At 56.2% G+C, this 15,960-nt stretch carries 16 protein-coding genes; 5 read left to right on the top strand and 11 right to left on the bottom strand.

The genetic code is table 11. The features are described from left to right. Nucleotides 1–124: 124 nt before the first annotated feature. Nucleotides 125–1,180, top strand: a complete 1,056-nt coding sequence (locus GT571_RS05180; RefSeq protein WP_196031402.1) for a helix-turn-helix transcriptional regulator — start codon at nucleotides 125–127, stop codon at nucleotides 1,178–1,180. Further along, entirely contained in the window at nucleotides 1,167–2,084 is a 918-nt protein-coding gene (locus GT571_RS05185; RefSeq protein WP_161155904.1) for a helix-turn-helix transcriptional regulator, read from the top strand. Before GT571_RS05180 ends, GT571_RS05185 begins: the two co-directional genes overlap by 14 nt. Here GT571_RS05185 and GT571_RS05190 read toward each other — a convergent pair. Further along, nucleotides 2,081–4,975, bottom strand: a complete 2,895-nt coding sequence (locus GT571_RS05190; protein ID WP_161155906.1) for a helicase C-terminal domain-containing protein — start codon at nucleotides 4,973–4,975, stop codon at nucleotides 2,081–2,083. The two genes, GT571_RS05185 and GT571_RS05190, sit on opposite strands and share 4 nt — an antisense overlap. Then, the gene (locus GT571_RS05195; protein WP_161155908.1) at nucleotides 4,969–5,934 is read right to left on the bottom strand and encodes a D-alanine--D-alanine ligase family protein; all 966 of its coding nucleotides are present in this window, start codon (nucleotides 5,932–5,934) and stop codon (nucleotides 4,969–4,971) included. The genes GT571_RS05190 and GT571_RS05195 overlap by 7 nt, the downstream gene beginning before the upstream one ends. A gap of 85 nt (nucleotides 5,935–6,019) precedes the next feature. Between GT571_RS05195 and rlmN the strand changes: the two genes are divergently transcribed. Beyond that, on the top strand, nucleotides 6,020–7,072 hold the full coding sequence (gene rlmN / locus GT571_RS05200) for a dual-specificity RNA methyltransferase RlmN (RefSeq protein WP_055287295.1): 1,053 nt from the start codon (nucleotides 6,020–6,022) through the stop codon (nucleotides 7,070–7,072). A 199-nt stretch (nucleotides 7,073–7,271) separates the two neighbouring features. Here the strand turns inward: rlmN and GT571_RS05205 are convergent, their stop codons facing one another. From GT571_RS05205 to rpmH, 9 genes are all read right to left on the bottom strand, one after another. Then, nucleotides 7,272–7,526 carry a hypothetical protein gene (locus GT571_RS05205; RefSeq protein ID WP_149926478.1) on the bottom strand — a complete coding sequence of 85 codons (255 nt, stop codon included), beginning with the start codon at nucleotides 7,524–7,526 and terminating at the stop codon, nucleotides 7,272–7,274. Beyond that, nucleotides 7,516–8,421 carry a ParB/RepB/Spo0J family partition protein gene (locus GT571_RS05210; protein ID WP_338400656.1) on the bottom strand — a complete coding sequence of 302 codons (906 nt, stop codon included), beginning with the start codon at nucleotides 8,419–8,421 and terminating at the stop codon, nucleotides 7,516–7,518. The genes GT571_RS05205 and GT571_RS05210 overlap by 11 nt, the downstream gene beginning before the upstream one ends. Beyond that, nucleotides 8,414–9,214 carry a ParA family protein gene (locus GT571_RS05215; RefSeq protein WP_022093800.1) on the bottom strand — a complete coding sequence of 267 codons (801 nt, stop codon included), beginning with the start codon at nucleotides 9,212–9,214 and terminating at the stop codon, nucleotides 8,414–8,416. Before GT571_RS05215 ends, GT571_RS05210 begins: the two co-directional genes overlap by 8 nt. Nucleotides 9,215–9,348: 134 nt before the next feature. Beyond that, nucleotides 9,349–10,086, bottom strand: coding sequence for a 16S rRNA (guanine(527)-N(7))-methyltransferase RsmG (gene rsmG, locus GT571_RS05220; RefSeq protein ID WP_229030414.1), 738 nt, complete (start codon nucleotides 10,084–10,086; stop codon nucleotides 9,349–9,351). Nucleotides 10,087–10,182: 96 nt separating this feature from the next. Next, nucleotides 10,183–10,752 carry a Jag family protein gene (locus GT571_RS05225; RefSeq protein ID WP_022093802.1) on the bottom strand — a complete coding sequence of 190 codons (570 nt, stop codon included), beginning with the start codon at nucleotides 10,750–10,752 and terminating at the stop codon, nucleotides 10,183–10,185. Nucleotides 10,753–10,796: 44 nt separating this feature from the next. Further along, on the bottom strand, nucleotides 10,797–11,567 hold the full coding sequence (locus GT571_RS05230; protein ID WP_035136499.1) for a YidC/Oxa1 family membrane protein insertase: 771 nt from the start codon (nucleotides 11,565–11,567) through the stop codon (nucleotides 10,797–10,799). 29 nt (nucleotides 11,568–11,596) lie between these two features. Continuing rightward, nucleotides 11,597–11,821 (bottom strand): membrane protein insertion efficiency factor YidD, encoded by a 225-nt coding sequence (gene yidD / locus GT571_RS05235; RefSeq protein ID WP_082222962.1) that lies wholly within the window; start codon nucleotides 11,819–11,821, stop codon nucleotides 11,597–11,599. Further along, nucleotides 11,818–12,156, bottom strand: a complete 339-nt coding sequence (rnpA, locus tag GT571_RS05240) for a ribonuclease P protein component (protein WP_006236191.1) — start codon at nucleotides 12,154–12,156, stop codon at nucleotides 11,818–11,820. Before rnpA ends, yidD begins: the two co-directional genes overlap by 4 nt. Nucleotides 12,157–12,176: 20 nt before the next feature. Continuing rightward, complete coding sequence (rpmH, locus tag GT571_RS05245; protein WP_019127408.1) at nucleotides 12,177–12,311, bottom strand: 50S ribosomal protein L34; 135 nt, start codon at nucleotides 12,309–12,311, stop codon at nucleotides 12,177–12,179. A 273-nt stretch (nucleotides 12,312–12,584) separates the two neighbouring features. Here rpmH and GT571_RS05250 point away from each other — a divergent pair, with 273 nt between their 5' ends. Both GT571_RS05250 and GT571_RS05255 read left to right on the top strand, forming a co-directional pair. Beyond that, complete coding sequence (locus GT571_RS05250; protein ID WP_229025827.1) at nucleotides 12,585–14,009, top strand: ATP-binding protein; 1,425 nt, start codon at nucleotides 12,585–12,587, stop codon at nucleotides 14,007–14,009. 15 nt (nucleotides 14,010–14,024) lie between these two features. Beyond that, complete coding sequence (locus tag GT571_RS05255) at nucleotides 14,025–15,749, top strand: DnaA ATPase domain-containing protein (protein WP_152068595.1); 1,725 nt, start codon at nucleotides 14,025–14,027, stop codon at nucleotides 15,747–15,749. Nucleotides 15,750–15,960 lie beyond the last annotated feature (211 nt).

A 15,960-nucleotide genomic window follows, 5' to 3' on the forward strand; every position in this document is an offset into this window, starting at 1 on the left:
ATGCACATTAGAACCGTATATAGTCGAAAGTATACCCCGAGCGAGCGCAAACGACCGAATTCGGGCCATCTTAACGCCCCGAGCGGACAAGGATATAGCCTAATCTCCATATCGGACTAAAATCATGGCAGCAAACCACTTCTCATGCGAGGACTCTATGACGGCAAGCGACACGACCGAGACAATTAAAAAGGGAAATTCGGAGCCCAGTTTCGATAAAACGGCTCAGCGCATCCTCAATCTTTTCTTTGTGCTCAATAGCTCCCCCGAACCGCTGACGACCGAGCAGATCGTCTTGGATTCTGACCTGGGATATGGCTCGGGCAATATCGACTCGGATAAGCGCAAGTTTCGACGCGATCGTGACAAGCTGCTCGAACGCGGCATCTTAATCAAGGAGGTTCGCCCCACCGGCGCGCAGGAGACCGAGGAAAGCTCGTGGACAATCGACCGCGAGCACACGTTTGCGGCAGGCGGCCTCATTACCGCAGACGACGCCGATATCCTGCTCAACGCCATCGACCAGACACTAGCGGCCGGCTCATCCACTTTTGCCGCACCGCTTGCCGATATTCGCTCCAAGATTGCCTATCTCACCGGCAGGACGACGGTAGACGAGGCGCCGATCAGCCGCTCTCCCACCGTCGATGCGGTTTGGAGCGCCTTTGCCGAGCGATGCGCGCTGCGATTTTTATATCAGAACGGACGCGGCGAGCAGAGAGAACGTACCGTCTGCGTCTACGGCATGTTCGAGCGCGAGGGCGTGGCTTACTTCTGCGGCCTCGACAACGTCACCGACGACATCAGGACATTCCGCTGCGACCGTATCGTTCGCGCTTGGCGTCCTTCGAAGGCCTACGTCATCCCCGCGGACTTCAACCTCAGCGACTACCTGTTCTTTGAATTCGATTTTGCCGACCGACCGCCCGTTGCGGCTACGTTCTCGTTCGCCCCGCAGACGCAGATCGATATGATCAACGGTCTCACGCGTGGGCGAGGTGAGCTCGTACACACCGATGTGGGATGGACCTGGACCGTTGACGTGCGCGATCTTGAAGCCGGCGCCTCATTTTGCATGGCCCACGCCATGGACGGCATGAGGCCCGTGGCCCCCAAATCGCTCAAACAGGCGTGGAACCACCTCATTGAAAGGACGGTGCACGAGTATGCCCGTGCGTAAACTCACCAGCGAGCAGAGACTCTCGCGCGCCATCGACATCATGGAGGCCCTCTACGCCGCCGGCGAGAGCGGCATGACACGGACCGAGATTTGCAGTCGCTTTGACATCACGGGGGTATCGCTCGACGAGATTCTCGAGATCGTCTCGACGCTCGCGGACCGAGAATCGGGCGCGCGCATCATCTGCGAATGCCGCGGCGAGCGTGTGGTCCTCACCGGTGACGCCGGGCGTGTGCTACCGCTGCGCTTGAGTGCCGCCGAGGGCGCTGTGCTCAACCATGAACTTGAATCGTTGGGGATCGAGCCGCATACGGCAGCTCGGATTCGACATGCCCTTCTACCCGAAGAGCTCGGCTATAACCAGCGCGTCTTTGACACCGTCAACCACGGGTCGCACTGGCAGCAGCTGAGCTGCGCCATTCAGGACGGTGTTCGCTGCCGCATCTCGTATCGCTCGATGGACGATGCACGGCCACGTGAGCGTCTGGTCGACCCCTTGCGCATTACGGCAAACGGCGACCAAACATACCTGATTGCCTGGGACATCGCGGTCGATGAGCAGCGCACCTATCGCATGGATAAAATCGAGGGACTCGCCTTGACGGAAGACTCCGTCGTGCCTCATGCACCGGACGTCACATCCCTCCACGATTCCCTTGCTCGGACGCAGCGTAGCGCAAAGCTCTTGATGCCATTCGATATGGCGGAGCATCTGGACTGGGCCGGCATCACCCTAATCGAGCGCAGCGGGGCAGACATGGCAACGGTAACCGTGCATTATGGCTCCGAGCGTTGGCTACTGAGCCAGGTAATCGCAGCGGGCGGAGCCATCCGCATCTTGGATGACCCCGCCCTGTCAAAGCGTCTGTGCGATATGGCAAAAACCCTCGTCTGTCCGCTTTAGCGCCGCCGCTCGTGGCGTGCACGCCACAGTTGCAGATAGTGCCCAATCTGTGCCGATTCGATGCGCTGGTAGGAGCTCGTGGGCAGCGACGTTAAGAACTTCTTTCCGTAGCCCTTCGTCACCAGGCGCGGGTCGGCCAGAATCAGCACGCCGCAATCGGTCGACGAGCGGATAAGGCGGCCGGCCGCCTGCTTGACCTCGAGCACCGCCTCGGGCAGCGAATAGCGCGCCCAAGCGCGGTCTTCACGCAGGTTGCGCTCGCACGAGAGCGGGTCCGTGGGGCTCGAGAACGGCAGCTTGGGAATGATGACGCAGCGCAGCGTCTCGCCGCTGGCGTCGAATCCCTCCCAGAAGGCCTTAAGCGCAAAAAGCGATGAAGTCGGCTCGCTGATAAACCGGTCGCGCAGGCGACGAGGAGATGAGTTGCGCTGCTGGCAGTTGAGTTCCAGACCCGCACGGGCCATCTTGGGCTCAACGCGGGCGTACAGGTCTTCCATGTCGCGCCGATTGGTGAACAGTGTGAGCACCGATCCGCCCATGGCAAGATGGGCGTCGACCAGCACGCGCTCGAGCGCCGTAAGATAGCTCTCACGATCGCGCGGATCGGGGATATCACCCGCAACGACTACAGCCATGTTCGAATCGAAGTCGTAGCTCGAGTCCAAGTGCAACGATGAGGATGTTGAAGCACCGATGCGATCGAGGCCGACCGCGTGGTTAAAGTGTTCAAAGCTTTTGGACACCGTCATGGTCGCCGAGGCAAAGATAGCCGTGTGAACCTCGGGCAGCCACTCGGTTGCCAAGGCCTCGCCAATGTCGATGCGCTCTGCGGTCATTGACTCTCCGCCGGCACGCAACCTGCGATTGACCTGCAGCGAATACACGTAGTGTTCATCGGTGCCGTCAATGATGAGTTTGAGGTTCTCGGCCAGCTCGTGCAAGCGGCGCGAGATATCACCCAGGTCGACAACAACCTCGGGCTTGTCGGCGGCGACGGCTTGCACCAGCGCGTCGACGCTCTTGTCAGCCTGTTCCAACGCGTCGATGGCAGCGTAGGCCGACTGTAAGAAATCATGCCAGTCGTCAGATTCGCGCAGTTCGGGGCCAATCCATAGATTGGCATTGTCATAACCCCCACGGGCACGGCGGCCGAGCTCGCGAACGCCATCGAACACGTCGGCGATTGCCATGCTCGCGCGCGCAACCGTCGACGTCGCCTTGGCAGTAAGGCCCAGATAGAGCGTAGAGCCCTCGGAGGTTGCCAAATCACGGGAAACCTGGCTTAGCGCGCCGGTGCTCGAGCCACCCAGGCGCTCAAACAGAACGCGTGACTCGTCCGCCGACACCACGCGCGCCCACTGGCGGCGCGCCTCGCGCTCGATGGAATGGGCCTCGTCGATTACCCAATGACGAATCGGAGGCAAAATCCTGCCCTCGGCCGCAACGTTGCGGAACAGCAGGGAATGGTTGGTGACCACCACATCGGCATGCGCCGCACGACGGCGAGCGCCGTGGACCAAACATTTATCAGGGAAAAACGGGCAGAGGCGACGAGCACACTCGCGCGAGGCCGTCGTAAAGTCGGGGCGGTTGACGCTGCGCCACCGAATGCCAAGTGAGTCGAGGTCGCCATCGGCTGATTGGCAGACGTACGCCATAATGACCGCGACCGCCGTGAGCGTGTCCGCCGGATCGCGCTTGGTGGTAATCTCGGCCTGGCCGCGGCTCATGCGCTCAAGCTTGCGCAGGCACGGATAGTGGTCATACCCCTTGAGAGCGCAAAATGACAGACCACCGTCCAGTTGCTCGGCAAGTTTTGGCAGCTCATGGTACATGAGCTGGTCGGCGAGATTGTTCGATTTGGTCGCAATACCAACCGTGATGTTGTTACGGCGTGCTGCCTCGGCAAAAGGCACCAGATAGGCCATCGATTTGCCGACGCCCGTGCCCGCCTCAATTACACGATGAGTGCCCGTGACCAGCGCATCGCGGACCTCGAGCGCCATCGCAATCTGCTCATCACGCGGCTCGTAGGTGGGGTACATGCGATTGACCAGGCCACCTGGCGCATAGTCTGCCTCAATCTCCTCACGACTCGGCATCTTGAGGACCGGCAGTTCGTCGGCGTCCACCCGATCGTCGGCGCGATCGGCCTTGAGAACGTCAGCACGAGCGGCGCTGAGAGAGAAGATAGAACCAGGGTTCTGCCCTGCCAAGAATGAGAAGATAGGACGATAGGACCAAGGCACATCCGGATGCATGTCGGCTAGGCGCGCCATGAGGCCCTGGGGCAAGTCGGTGAGCGCCACGAGCAACACGCGCCATACGCCACACAGGGCGTCGACGTCGGCATTGGCACGGTGTGATACCGAGTCACAGCCAAACAGATCGGCCATAAAAGACAGCTTGTGCGAGGCCAGGCGCGGAAGCGCGATTCGCGACAGCGCCAGCGAATCGATCCAAATATCGCTCACGTTGACGCCGCCTTTGACCGACTCGATAAACGAGCGGTCGAACGTGGCGTTATGTGCGATCACCGGGCAACCACCGACAAAATCGGCGAGAGCGGCGACGGCCTCAACGGCCGACGGGGCATCTGCCACATCGGCATTTGTAATGCTCGTGAGCTCGGTAATCTCGGCGGGAATCAGTTGCTTGGGATGCACGAAGGTATCGAAGCGGTCGACGACCTCGCGGCCCGAAAGGCGGGCCGCCGAGATCTCGATCAGCTCATTGTCCTGCACCGAAAGACCCGTGGTCTCGGTATCGAGGACGATCACATCTTCCTCGATAAGGCCGAAGGACTGCGTTTTGGCGCGCTCGGCAAGCGTGGCATAGGAGTCGATGACAAACTGCGGCGTTCCTGACGAAACCGCGTCCTCGATTAGCATGCAATGCCCGCTCGACGAAGGCCCATACGGATCAGGCTGTCACAGACCTGCGGGAACGTCATATCGTCTGTGTGGCGAATCTCATCCGGATACAGCGACGTATCGGTCATGCCGGGAATGGTGTTGGTCTCGAGGATGACGGGGCCGTCCTCGCTCACGATAAAATCGCTGCGCGAGATGCCCAGGCAACCGAGGGCCTTGTGAGCAGCACAGGCAAGCTCCTGAGCGCGAGCGTAATTCTCGGGTGAAATCTGCGCCGGAATACGATGGATGTCCGTAGGGTCGACATACTTCACGTCCAGATCGTAGAACTCACAGTCCTCGGGCTTGCGAATCTCGACAATCGGTAGGGCGCGCACGTCGTCCTCGCCGTACACGCCGACGGTGATTTCGGTACCCTCGATGCACTTCTCGACCAGCACTTTGTCGCCGTACTCAAACGCCTTGGCAATTGCCGCGGGCAGCTCGGAGGGCTCATGGACCAGGGAAATGCCATAGCTGGAACCGTTGACGGCCGGCTTCACAAAGCTGCGCTCGCCACAAACCTCGACGATATGATCGATATCGACTTCATCGCCCACCTCGAGCGCAAGGCCGGGGGCAACGGGAATGCCCGCCTTGGCGTACAGGAGCTTAGAGACCTCTTTGTCGGCACCGCAGGCGCTAGCAAGCACGCCCGAGGCCGTGTAGGGGATACCCAGGGTCTCCATGGCGCCCTGCATGGCACCATCCTCGCCGCCGGCACCGTGCATGGCGATAAACGCCACGTCAAAGCCGCCGGTCGCCATGGTTACCATAAAGTCATCAGCGGCCGTATCGAGCAGCTCCACCGAGGTGTAGCCGGCTTCCTTCAGTGCCACCACAACGTTCTTTCCCGAATTGAGCGAGATCTCGCGCTCAGCGGAATGACCGCCCGCCAAGACCGCTACGTGCATGTTCTCTAGGCTTTTACCCGGCATGGGCAGACTCCTCCTCTATAATTTCTGCAGCTGATACCATATTGTAGCGATACCCTCTACGTTTCCCCAAAATCGAAAGGCTTCCATGAATCCCAGGACTAAATCTCAGGACATTCGCGACTTGAGCCAAAACGATATTCGCGAGCTCGTGGCCGAACTTGGCCAGCCCGCCTTCCGCGCGAAGCAGCTCATCGAATGGGTCTTCGAGAAGAACGTTTGTTCGTTTGACGATATGACCAACCTTCCCAAGGCTTTCCGCGAGCAGCTTAAAGAGGCTTTTGCCTTTGACACGCCCACTGAACTCACCAAGCAAGTTTCCAAAGATGGCTCGCGCAAGTATCTGCTCGAGTACCACGACGGCGTTTCCGTCGAGACTGTCGGCATGCCCCGTCGTAACAAGCTTTCCGTCTGCGTTTCCACCCAGGCAGGCTGCGGCATGGGCTGTGCCTTTTGCGCTACCGGTCTCAACGGCCTCAAGCGCTCTCTGACCGCTCAAGAGATCGTCGACCAAGTACTTCATGTATCCAACGACTTTGGCGAGCGCGCCACGAGCGTTGTCTTCATGGGCCAGGGCGAGCCGTTTGCCAACTACGACGAGGTTCTCAAGGCGCTGCGAATCCTCAACGACCCCGACGGCATCGGTATCGGCGCTCGTCACCTCACCGTCTCTACCAGTGGCGTTATTCCCGGTATTCGCAAATTTGCCGACATCCCCGAGCAATTCACGCTTGCCGTTTCCCTGCATTCCGCCATCCAGTCGACGCGCAATAAGCTCATGCCCGGTGTTAAGAAGTACACGCTGCTTCGCCTTCACGAAGCGCTTCAGCTCTACACCGAGAAGACTGGCCGCCGCCCGACCTATGAGTATGCCATGATCGAAGGCGTCAACGATACGAATCCCGAGATGCAGGCGCTCTGTGACTTCTGCGAGGGAACGCTGTGCCACGTTAACCTCATTCAGCTTAACGACATCGAGGGTAGCCCGCTCAAGCCGTCGCCGATTCATAAGGTTGAGGATCTTCAGCGCCGCCTTGAGTCTCGCGGCATCGAGACTACAATCCGTAATTCTCGCGGCAATGATATTGATGCCGCCTGCGGTCAGCTGAAGCAGCGCTTCAAAGTTCAGAAGAACGCATAGGGGAGTCGCACCTCAAAACGTTTCATGTGAAACATCGAACGGCCCCGGTTGTAGAATATGCAACCGGGGCCGTTTCATTTATTGACTTCGATTTTAACTCAGCTGCTACCTGTCCCATTTTTTACGGCCAAAATAAGGGGTCCTTGCCTCGTGAATCAGACAAGGACCCCTCAAAATATGCTAAGTAATTGTTAGGTACCTAATAGCCTACATTTTCCCATTGGTTACTAACCCAACCTTGATTAATCTTGGGATTCTTCGTTACCTGAGCCGTACGCATGGCAACATCTTCTGTCATAACATCCATTTTCTTCTTGGATGTATCGACAATATCTTGCGCACTACGAAGCAAACGACCTCGAAGTTCATCGTCTGTCGCGATCTTATAGCCAGCAAAGGCACCAGCCGCGACAGTCGTCGCCAATGCAATCGCAGTTAAAATCCTATTCCTCATCTTGGCCTCCTTGATCAAACTGAATCATTTCGCCAAGAATACGAGAGAGCTCTTCCTCGTCTTTAAACTCAATCTCAATCTTATTCTTTCCACGCGAGCTCTTAACACGCACGTTGGTATTAAAAACCTGACGAAGCACGCGGGCAGCCTTTTTAAAAGACTGAGGCGTTGCAGGCCTCGGCGTCTTAGGTGTCTCTCCGGCAGAAAACAACGGAGCAAGATTTTCTGTCGCTCTTACGGAAAGGCTCTCTGCAACAACCTTCTCTGCAAGTCGAATTCGAGCGTCCTCATAGGGAACTGCAAGAATCGCACGTGCATGACCAGCAGTAAGTTTGCCCTCAAAAATCATCCGCTGAACAACTTCAGGGAGATCGAGAAGGCGCAGCGAGTTTGTAATTGCAGAGCGTGACTTGCTGACTGCCTTCGACAATGCCTCCTGGGTCATACCGCTGGCATCGATAAGCTGGCGATAGCCCTTAGCCTCTTCGACGGGATTCAGATCAGAACGCTGAAGGTTTTCGATCAGAGCAAGAGCCAGCATCTCTTCATCATTAACATCTTTAATGATGACAGGCAGCTCCTCAAGACCAGCAAGCTTTGACGCTTGGTAACGACGCTCACCAGCGATGATCTCATAGCCGTTTCCATGCTTGCGAACCAAAAGCGGCTGCAAGACGCCATGTTCTTGGATTGATTCGCTCAACTCACGAAGTTCAGTTTCGTTAAAGTGAATTCGCGGCTGATTAGGGTTGGGAACGATATCCTCAATAGGTAGTTTTGTTTCAGATGCGGCATTCGAAGCCGATGAAGCCGAACCACCGGTCTCATACTCGGCCTCTGAGACCAAAGCATTGAGTCCACGTCCCAATCCGCCACGTTTCTTTACACTAGGCACGCTTGATCACCTCTTTTGCAAGGTTCATATATGCTTTTGCACCCTTATTTTGAGGTGCATAGGTAATTACCGGTTCCCCAAAAGACGGAGCTTCGGAGATTTTAACCGTACGGGGGATCAACGTCTTAAATGCCTTATCACCAAAGTACGATTGAACCTCCTCAACAACCTGATTCGATAGAGAAGTACGCGAGTCATACATGGTCATAAGCACACCGTAGGTGTCTAAGCCCTTGTTCAGACGAGATTTGACCATCTTCATTGACTCAAGCAGCTTCGTAACGCCCTCGAGTGCGTAATACTCGCATTGGATCGGAATCAAAACGCTGTCTGCTGCGGTCAAAGCGTTGATAGTAAGCAGGCCGAGCGAAGGAGGGCAGTCAATGAAAATAAAATCGAACTCGTCCTGAATCGGCTCAAGCAAATCTTTGAGACGGGTTTCACGAGCAATTGCGCTTACGAGTTCAATTTCCGCGCCTGCAAGCTGAATTGTAGCCGGAATTACGAATACCTTTTTGCAATTTGTATCAAGAACAAGCGATTCTGCCGGCACATCATTCAGCAATGCATCATAGATGCAGTGATCAAGGTCTTCTTTTTCAATTCCGAATCCACTGGTGCTGTTTCCCTGCGGATCAAAATCAACAATCAGTGTCTTACGACCCTGCTCACCCAGTGCTGCTGCAAGGTTTACAGCCGTCGTTGACTTACCGACGCCGCCTTTTTGATTGATGATTGCAATGATACGCGTGTCTTTTGCGCTCTTAGAACGCTTAACGTCGCGAAATCCCACGGTCCCTCCTGGTGTGTATTAAAGCTGTCAAACGGAGGATGTTTCACGTGAAACATTCCGAATCGATAGCAACTGCTATGTTTCACGTGAAACACTGCAAGCTGTTAGTAACCATTATGTTTCACGTGAAACATCTAGGCAAGCGGATTCTTCTTTGCCATGCCATTTGCACGAGGCAATGAAACGGATGCTGAATGACTCTTCTTAAGAACAATGAACTCCCTGTGACCCAAGCCTTCAGGCAAATCAATTGCGTCATTCAGAAGCAAAGTGAAGCCGCAAATCTTAGCTGCTGACATGCCGGAAGCAAGCTCCTCATCCGAAGGATTGCCCTTGGTGATAACAAATAGCCCTCCATCCTTCAGGTACGGAGCCGCATACTCAACAAGAATCGGTAGAGGGGCCAGTGCGCGGGCGGTTACAACGGAGAACTGCTTCTTATGGCTTCGAGCATATTCTTCAAGACGATCATGAACCGCATGAGCATGTTTCAATCCAAGAGCATGGACAAAGGAATTAACCGCATCAACCTTCTTGCCAACAGAGTCAATATAAGTAGCTTTACGATGCGTGGTTATGGTTAATGGAATACCAGGGAAGCCCGCACCTGTTCCCATATCGAGCAAAGCTCCCTCAGGAGCCTTATTGATATAGGGGAGCAAAACAAGTGAGTCGAGGATATGAAGTACGGCAGCATCTTCTACGTTAAGAATACGGGTGAGATTGGTTGTCTTATTTGTTTCTAGAACCAAATCCAAATGCTGGATACATTTCCTCAGCTCAATATCAGTTACGCTCAAGGAATATTCTTTGCAATAGGAAGTTAGGCGACTCAACATCTCGTCAGCCTGCTGATCGGTAAGTACAAACAACAGAAGCTCCTTTCTGACAAAAATCAGCGTATCGAGAACTTTTGACAAAAAAAGGGGACGTGGAAACCACGTCCCCCTAGCATAAGCTCGAGTAGATTATCGAGCAACAATCACCACATGGCGATCAGGGTCAGAACCCTCAGAATGAGTATCGACTGCATCGTTGCCACGAAGTGCAATGTGAACCAGTCGGCGCTCGTAGGCATTCATGGGCGGAAGCGAAACACTCTTATGAGTGCGGATGGCACGCTCGGCAGCAGACTGAGCCATGGAGGCGACCTTATCCTGACGGCGACTCTTGTATCCCTCGACGTCCACTACAACCGGATACCTAAAGCCAAGCTTGCGGCTCACCAGCAAAGAGAACATAACCTGAAGAGCATCAAGAGTGCGACCATGACGGCCAATGAGAACAGCAAGGTCGGGAGCCGTTACATCCAAAATCAGCTCACCCTCGTCGCCCTCATACTCATCGATAGGAGAGTTGGCGGCATCGAAGTGCGAAAGGATGGAACGCAGGATGGAAATCGCAACATCGGCAATGGTGTCGAGCTCCTCATCGGTCAGCTCTTCACCAGCCTTGTAGCGCTGTGCAATCTCGGGATAATCGCCCGCGACCTGCGGGGCAACCTCCTCAAGCATATCCTCGATGATCTCTTCAGACATAACGTACTCCAAAAGTTAGGTACCTAAATAAGATTGATATCCCACTACTTCTTCTTGTGCGGGCGCGGCTTCTTCTCGCGACGAGTGACCTCAACCTGCAGCGGAGCGTTCTTAAGACGCTCCTCCTCATCGGCCTTCGCCTTGTCGATGACCTTCTGCGTCACAAAAATCTGCTGGATAACCTGCCAAGCAGACGAGACGTCGTAGTACAGCAGAACACCAACGGGAAGGCTCCAGCCCATCCAAAGCATCATGACCGTCATGACAACGGCCATCATACGCATGCTCTGAGCCTGCTGGCCGGTCTGGTTGCGCGACATATAGAGCTGCGGAATCAGGGTCAGGACGGCAAACAGGATCAGGCAAACCAGCGCAGGCAGTGCAACCATAAAGCCATCGGCAAAGGAAGCGCTCGGCGTGGTGGTCAGGTCGGGCAGGATGTTGAAGAACGAGAACGTTCCGTTGTTAAAGTACTGCGGCAGGTTGCGCAGCAATGTAAACAGGGCGAACAGGATAGGCATCTGAATCAGCAGCGGCAGACAGCCAGCCATGGGGTTGAACTTGTTCTCGCTGTAGAACTTCTGCATCTCCTCGGCCTGACGCTGGGGATCGTCGGCATAGCGCTCCTGGATCTCGAGCATCTTGGGCTGCAGCACCTGCATGCGAGCCGTCGACTTGGTCGACTTGAGCATAAGCGGCGTCAGCAGCAGACGGATGATGACCACCAGGATGATGATGGACAGGCCCCAGTCGACCGCAAAGGTCTGGATGAGCTTGAGCAGCTCGAAAAGGATGTTAACGATCCAATCCCACATGTAAGTTTTCCTCCGATAGCGAGTGCCCGCTAGGGCACAGGGTCATAACCGCCGACGTGCAGGGGATTGCAGCGAGCGATGCGCCTCACGGCAAGCCAGCAGCCTCTCAAAACACCGTGCTTCTCAATCGCCTGGATGGCGTATTGCGAGCACGTTGGGTAATAAATGCAGGCGTCAGGCAATAAGGGCGAAATAACCTGTTGATATATGCGAATAGGAGCGATGGCAACACGTCGCAAAACGTGATTGCTCATCGCTCCTCCCCGGCAACGCCGGCGCGCTTCATAAGCGAACGCAACGCCTTGTCCATCTCCTGCGGCGAGGAAACCCTCGTCTTGGGAGTTGCAAACAAGATGATGTCATAACCCGCAACGGGAAATCCGCAGCTGCGGGCGGCCTCGCGCATCACACGCTTAGATCGGTTGCGCACGACGGCACAACCGAGTCGCTTAGCACCAACGAAGGCGACCCTTCCGGAGTCGCCTTCGCCAACCGATTCACATATGGTCATTCGAATCAGAGGGTGATTGAAACGACGCCCCTGACTGAACACATGCTCGAAATCTTGCCGAGACTTAATAGTCTTCATGCGAGATGTGTGTATCGCTGCTAGACAGTGAGACGCTTGCGGCCCTTGGCGCGACGACGGGCGAGCACGGCACGACCACCCTTAGTGGCCATGCGGGCACGGAAGCCATGGGTCTTGGCACGCTTACGCTTATTAGGCTGATACGTACGCTTCATCTTAAGTTCCTCCTGCTGCATTTCGAGTGTCCGCGGGGACGCGGACGCAGATATAGACACGTGAGCTTGAAGATTGTAGGGAAATCAATGTTCAAATGTCAAGAAATCAAAGGTAAAAGGTTGCGCAGTTCACACGGTTCCCCCATAAGCCAAGCTCGATTTAGCGGTGCATGGCAACTTTTCATGATATTTCATCGAGTTTTCAACGGGTCATGTTGGCAATGTTGAGAACTTTTCGTCCATTTTCCAAAGTTTTCAACAGGTTTTGAAAGTTTGTCGAAAGATGAGAAACATTGCACGGTGAGCTACTATTTGTTCGAAACCTTTTGGAAGATTGCGAGCGGCATGTCTGACGACTTTTACACCATGGTCGATTCCGGAGACCCGGCACCCGACAACGAGCACATCACCGGCGTGCGCGAAGAGCGTGACGAAGGTGAACAGACGACAACGCAGGCGCCAAAAGCCATGTACGCCGCGCGCATCGCCGTCTATGACGACATGCTGTCGACACCGCGTGTGATCGTCATCGATCCGCAAGATGTCCGCACGTATTTGGAAGAGACGACCAACACCGTCTACCAGTGCATGAAAGAACAAGGTGGCCATATCTCGCTCATGGTCATCCGCGAGATTGTCGAAAACTTTATCCACGCACACTTTGCAGAGCCCATCATCTCGATTCTGGACGGCGGAGACACCATCCGCTTTGCTGACCAAGGACCCGGCATCGACGACAAGGAACGCGCTTTCGACTTTGGCGTTACCAGCGCAAACAGCAAGATGAAGCGCTATATCCGTGGAACCGGAGCAGGGTTTCCCATGGTGCAGGAGTATTTGGAAAACGCCGGCGGTGCCGTATCCATCGAGGACAACATGGGCAACGGCACCGTGGTTACGGTAAGCCTGAACCCTAAACGCGTGCAGGAAATCGAGCGTGCCGGCGGACGCGGTGCTGCCGTGCGGCCCGAGACGGAGCAGCCCACATATCCCCTGCCGGGAGCTTTTGCGCAGCAGCCCATGGCAACGCAGCAGATGCAGCCCCCCGTGGGGCAGATGCAGCAGCCCGGAATGCTTCCCACACAAGAGCCCCAGGCGGCATCTATGTCGATGACGCCAAACATGCCAGAGGCCATGCCGCTGGCAGATCAGGATGCAGCAGCAATGCAGCAGGCGACGGGGGCACCGGGTGGCCAGCAAATGGGCTATCAGCCGTACCAACGGGGATATCCATATCAGCAGATGCCGCCACTGGGGTATGGCCAGCAGTTCCCGCAGCAGTACCAGCAGGGATATCAGCAGCCGTACCAGCAGATGCCGCAGCAGCAGTACAACCCCTGGGCCCAACAGATGCCTCTGCAGCCTTACCAACAGTGGCCTCAAAGTTTTCAACAGCAAATGCCGCCGATGCAGAGTTCTCAACAACCAGCAGCTCAAATGATGTATCCTAATGCAGCAAATCAGTATGCGCAGCCACAACCGGACGTGTTCGTAAGCGATCGCGGCAACGCCGCGCTGGGCTATCTGGCGCAAAATCAAGCGTGCGGTGCAACCGATCTGGCGAGGGCGTTTGGAAACTCGGCCCCCACTTGGTCACGCACGCTCAATGACTTGGCGCAGGCCGGCTTGGTCATCAAGCATGGCCAGAAATACCATCTGACCGAACTCGGCGCCGCTCGCGTGCGAGCTCAGAGCTAAAGAACGGGAGAGACAGTGGACGAGGAAGCAAGCATCATCCTGGGGGATGCCATCGCCTTTTGCCAGCGCGACGGCCAAGATGCACGCCTCATCAACATGCTGGGGCAATCGCGGGCCATAAGCCTGACCGAAGATACGCTCACGATCGAGGCCCCCTCGCGCTTTGCCATCGCGCAGCTCAAAAAGCATCAGCCGACTATTGAGGCCTATCTGGAAGAAATCGCCTTTGCACCGATCGCGCTCGACATCGTGGCACCGCAAGGCGCCGCAACGGAATCCGCTGCCGCGACGGCGCCCGCCACGGCTCCCGCCGCTTCCCCGGCGGCACCGACCTCCGCAGGCGACGTGCCGACAATCGAGCACCAGCACAGCGATGTTTCCCGTGAAACCATGGCACCGTTGCCGACCGCGGCGGCGACGTCAACGAACGCACCCGTCACGCACATGCCTATCGCTCACGACGCAGCGGCGGGCGCGGATTCGGGCATTGCAATCAAGAACACGCTCTCGGCCGATGATTTTCGTCGCATGATGAACCAGATGAAGGGCGGAGCGCCGACTAAATCCACGCAAGCTGCGACCCCCGCTTCACCCATACCGGCGCCGACCGTGCCGGCCGAGCAGAATACGGATGGAGCCCCGCTCGCCGCGAACTCAAAATTTACCTTTGAGAACTTTGTCTACGGCCCCGAAAACAGCCATGCCTATCGCTCGGCACTCAAGTTTGCCGCCCTCGCGGACGAGCGCGGCACATGCACATCACTGTTCATCTACGGCAAATCGGGCCTGGGCAAGACGCACCTGCTGCTTGCCATCAAAAACGAGCTCGCCGAGAAGTCGCCCGAGATCAAGGTCAAGTATGCCAACTCCCAGGCATATCTGGACGACCTGATGACCGAGTTCGACCGCCAAAAGAAGAGCAACGCCCCCATCATGCAGGCGTACCACGGCGTGGACGTGCTCATCATCGATGACATCCAAAACATCATCGGCAAGCGCGCGAGCGTGGACTACTTTTTCCAGCTCATGGACGAGTTCATCCGCAACAACAAGAAGGTCGTCATCGCGGCAGACCGTGCCCCCAAGGACCTGAGCATGGACGAGCGTCTGACCAGCCGCTTCAACGCCGGCATGCTCTGCCTGGTCGCAGAGCCCAGCTACGAGATGAAATACAAGATCTTGCAGCGCTATTACGAGAACACCATCGTCGCCGCTCCCGAGGCAGGCGACGACTCGCTGCTGGCGGCCTATGGGGGCGACGGCGGACACCTGACCGACGAGCACTTTAAACACATGGCCGAGGTCTCGGGCACCAACATCCGCGAACTCGAGAGCTTTTGCGAGCGCTGCGCCGGCGAGGCGGGCGACCGCGAGCGCGAGGGCGGGGAGCTCACCTTTGACGATATCGACGCCATCGCCAGCCAGTACTTCGACACATCGGCCAAAAAGATCAACGTCCAGACGGTTCAGTCCGTCATCGAAGAGCAGTACGGCGTGACGCACGAGGAGCTCATCGGCCCGCGTCGCAACGCCAATATCGCCAAAGCACGCCATATCGCTATCTACCTGGCCATCGAGATGTGCGAGATGACGACCACGGCGGTGGGCGCCGAATTTGGCAACCGCAACCACTCGACCGTCAGCACGAGCTACAAAAAGGTCCAGAAGATGATCCAGGAAGACCGTACCGTCACCGAAGACCTCAAATCGCTGCGCGATAAAATTACACTGCGCTCGTAGGGAAATAGAGACACCTGTTGAAAACTTGTCGAAACCATGGGCATAAGGTGTCTAAAACCCAACCCGCGGTGGTGAAAAGTTTTGCGCAGGTTTTGAACGTGGAAAACCACCCCCGTTGCACACAGGTTGCTGTCGATTCTCTTTCTGGGTCTGACCTGCGTCTTTGGGAGTAATCAACAGTTTCGTCAGTGCTATTACTATTATTAAGATA

This window comes from Collinsella aerofaciens (genome assembly GCF_009876115.1).
Taxonomy (GTDB): domain Bacteria; phylum Actinomycetota; class Coriobacteriia; order Coriobacteriales; family Coriobacteriaceae; genus Collinsella; species Collinsella aerofaciens_N.

What these genes read in the sequence shown, in the direction of transcription:
- GT571_RS05180 (WP_196031402.1), top strand. Translation starts at nt 125, where the DNA reads ATGGCAGCAAACCACTTCTCATGCGAGGACTCTATGACGGCAAGCGAC.
- GT571_RS05185 (WP_161155904.1), top strand. Translation starts at nt 1,167, where the DNA reads ATGCCCGTGCGTAAACTCACCAGCGAGCAGAGACTCTCGCGCGCCATC.
- GT571_RS05190 (WP_161155906.1), bottom strand. Translation starts at nt 4,975, where the DNA reads ATGCTAATCGAGGACGCGGTTTCGTCAGGAACGCCGCAGTTTGTCATC.
- GT571_RS05195 (WP_161155908.1), bottom strand. Translation starts at nt 5,934, where the DNA reads ATGCCGGGTAAAAGCCTAGAGAACATGCACGTAGCGGTCTTGGCGGGC.
- rlmN (WP_055287295.1), top strand. Translation starts at nt 6,020, where the DNA reads ATGAATCCCAGGACTAAATCTCAGGACATTCGCGACTTGAGCCAAAAC.
- GT571_RS05205 (WP_149926478.1), bottom strand. Translation starts at nt 7,526, where the DNA reads ATGAGGAATAGGATTTTAACTGCGATTGCATTGGCGACGACTGTCGCG.
- GT571_RS05225 (WP_022093802.1), bottom strand. Translation starts at nt 10,752, where the DNA reads ATGTCTGAAGAGATCATCGAGGATATGCTTGAGGAGGTTGCCCCGCAG.
- GT571_RS05230 (WP_035136499.1), bottom strand. Translation starts at nt 11,567, where the DNA reads ATGTGGGATTGGATCGTTAACATCCTTTTCGAGCTGCTCAAGCTCATC.
- yidD (WP_082222962.1), bottom strand. Translation starts at nt 11,821, where the DNA reads ATGAGCAATCACGTTTTGCGACGTGTTGCCATCGCTCCTATTCGCATA.
- rnpA (WP_006236191.1), bottom strand. Translation starts at nt 12,156, where the DNA reads ATGAAGACTATTAAGTCTCGGCAAGATTTCGAGCATGTGTTCAGTCAG.
- rpmH (WP_019127408.1), bottom strand. Translation starts at nt 12,311, where the DNA reads ATGAAGCGTACGTATCAGCCTAATAAGCGTAAGCGTGCCAAGACCCAT.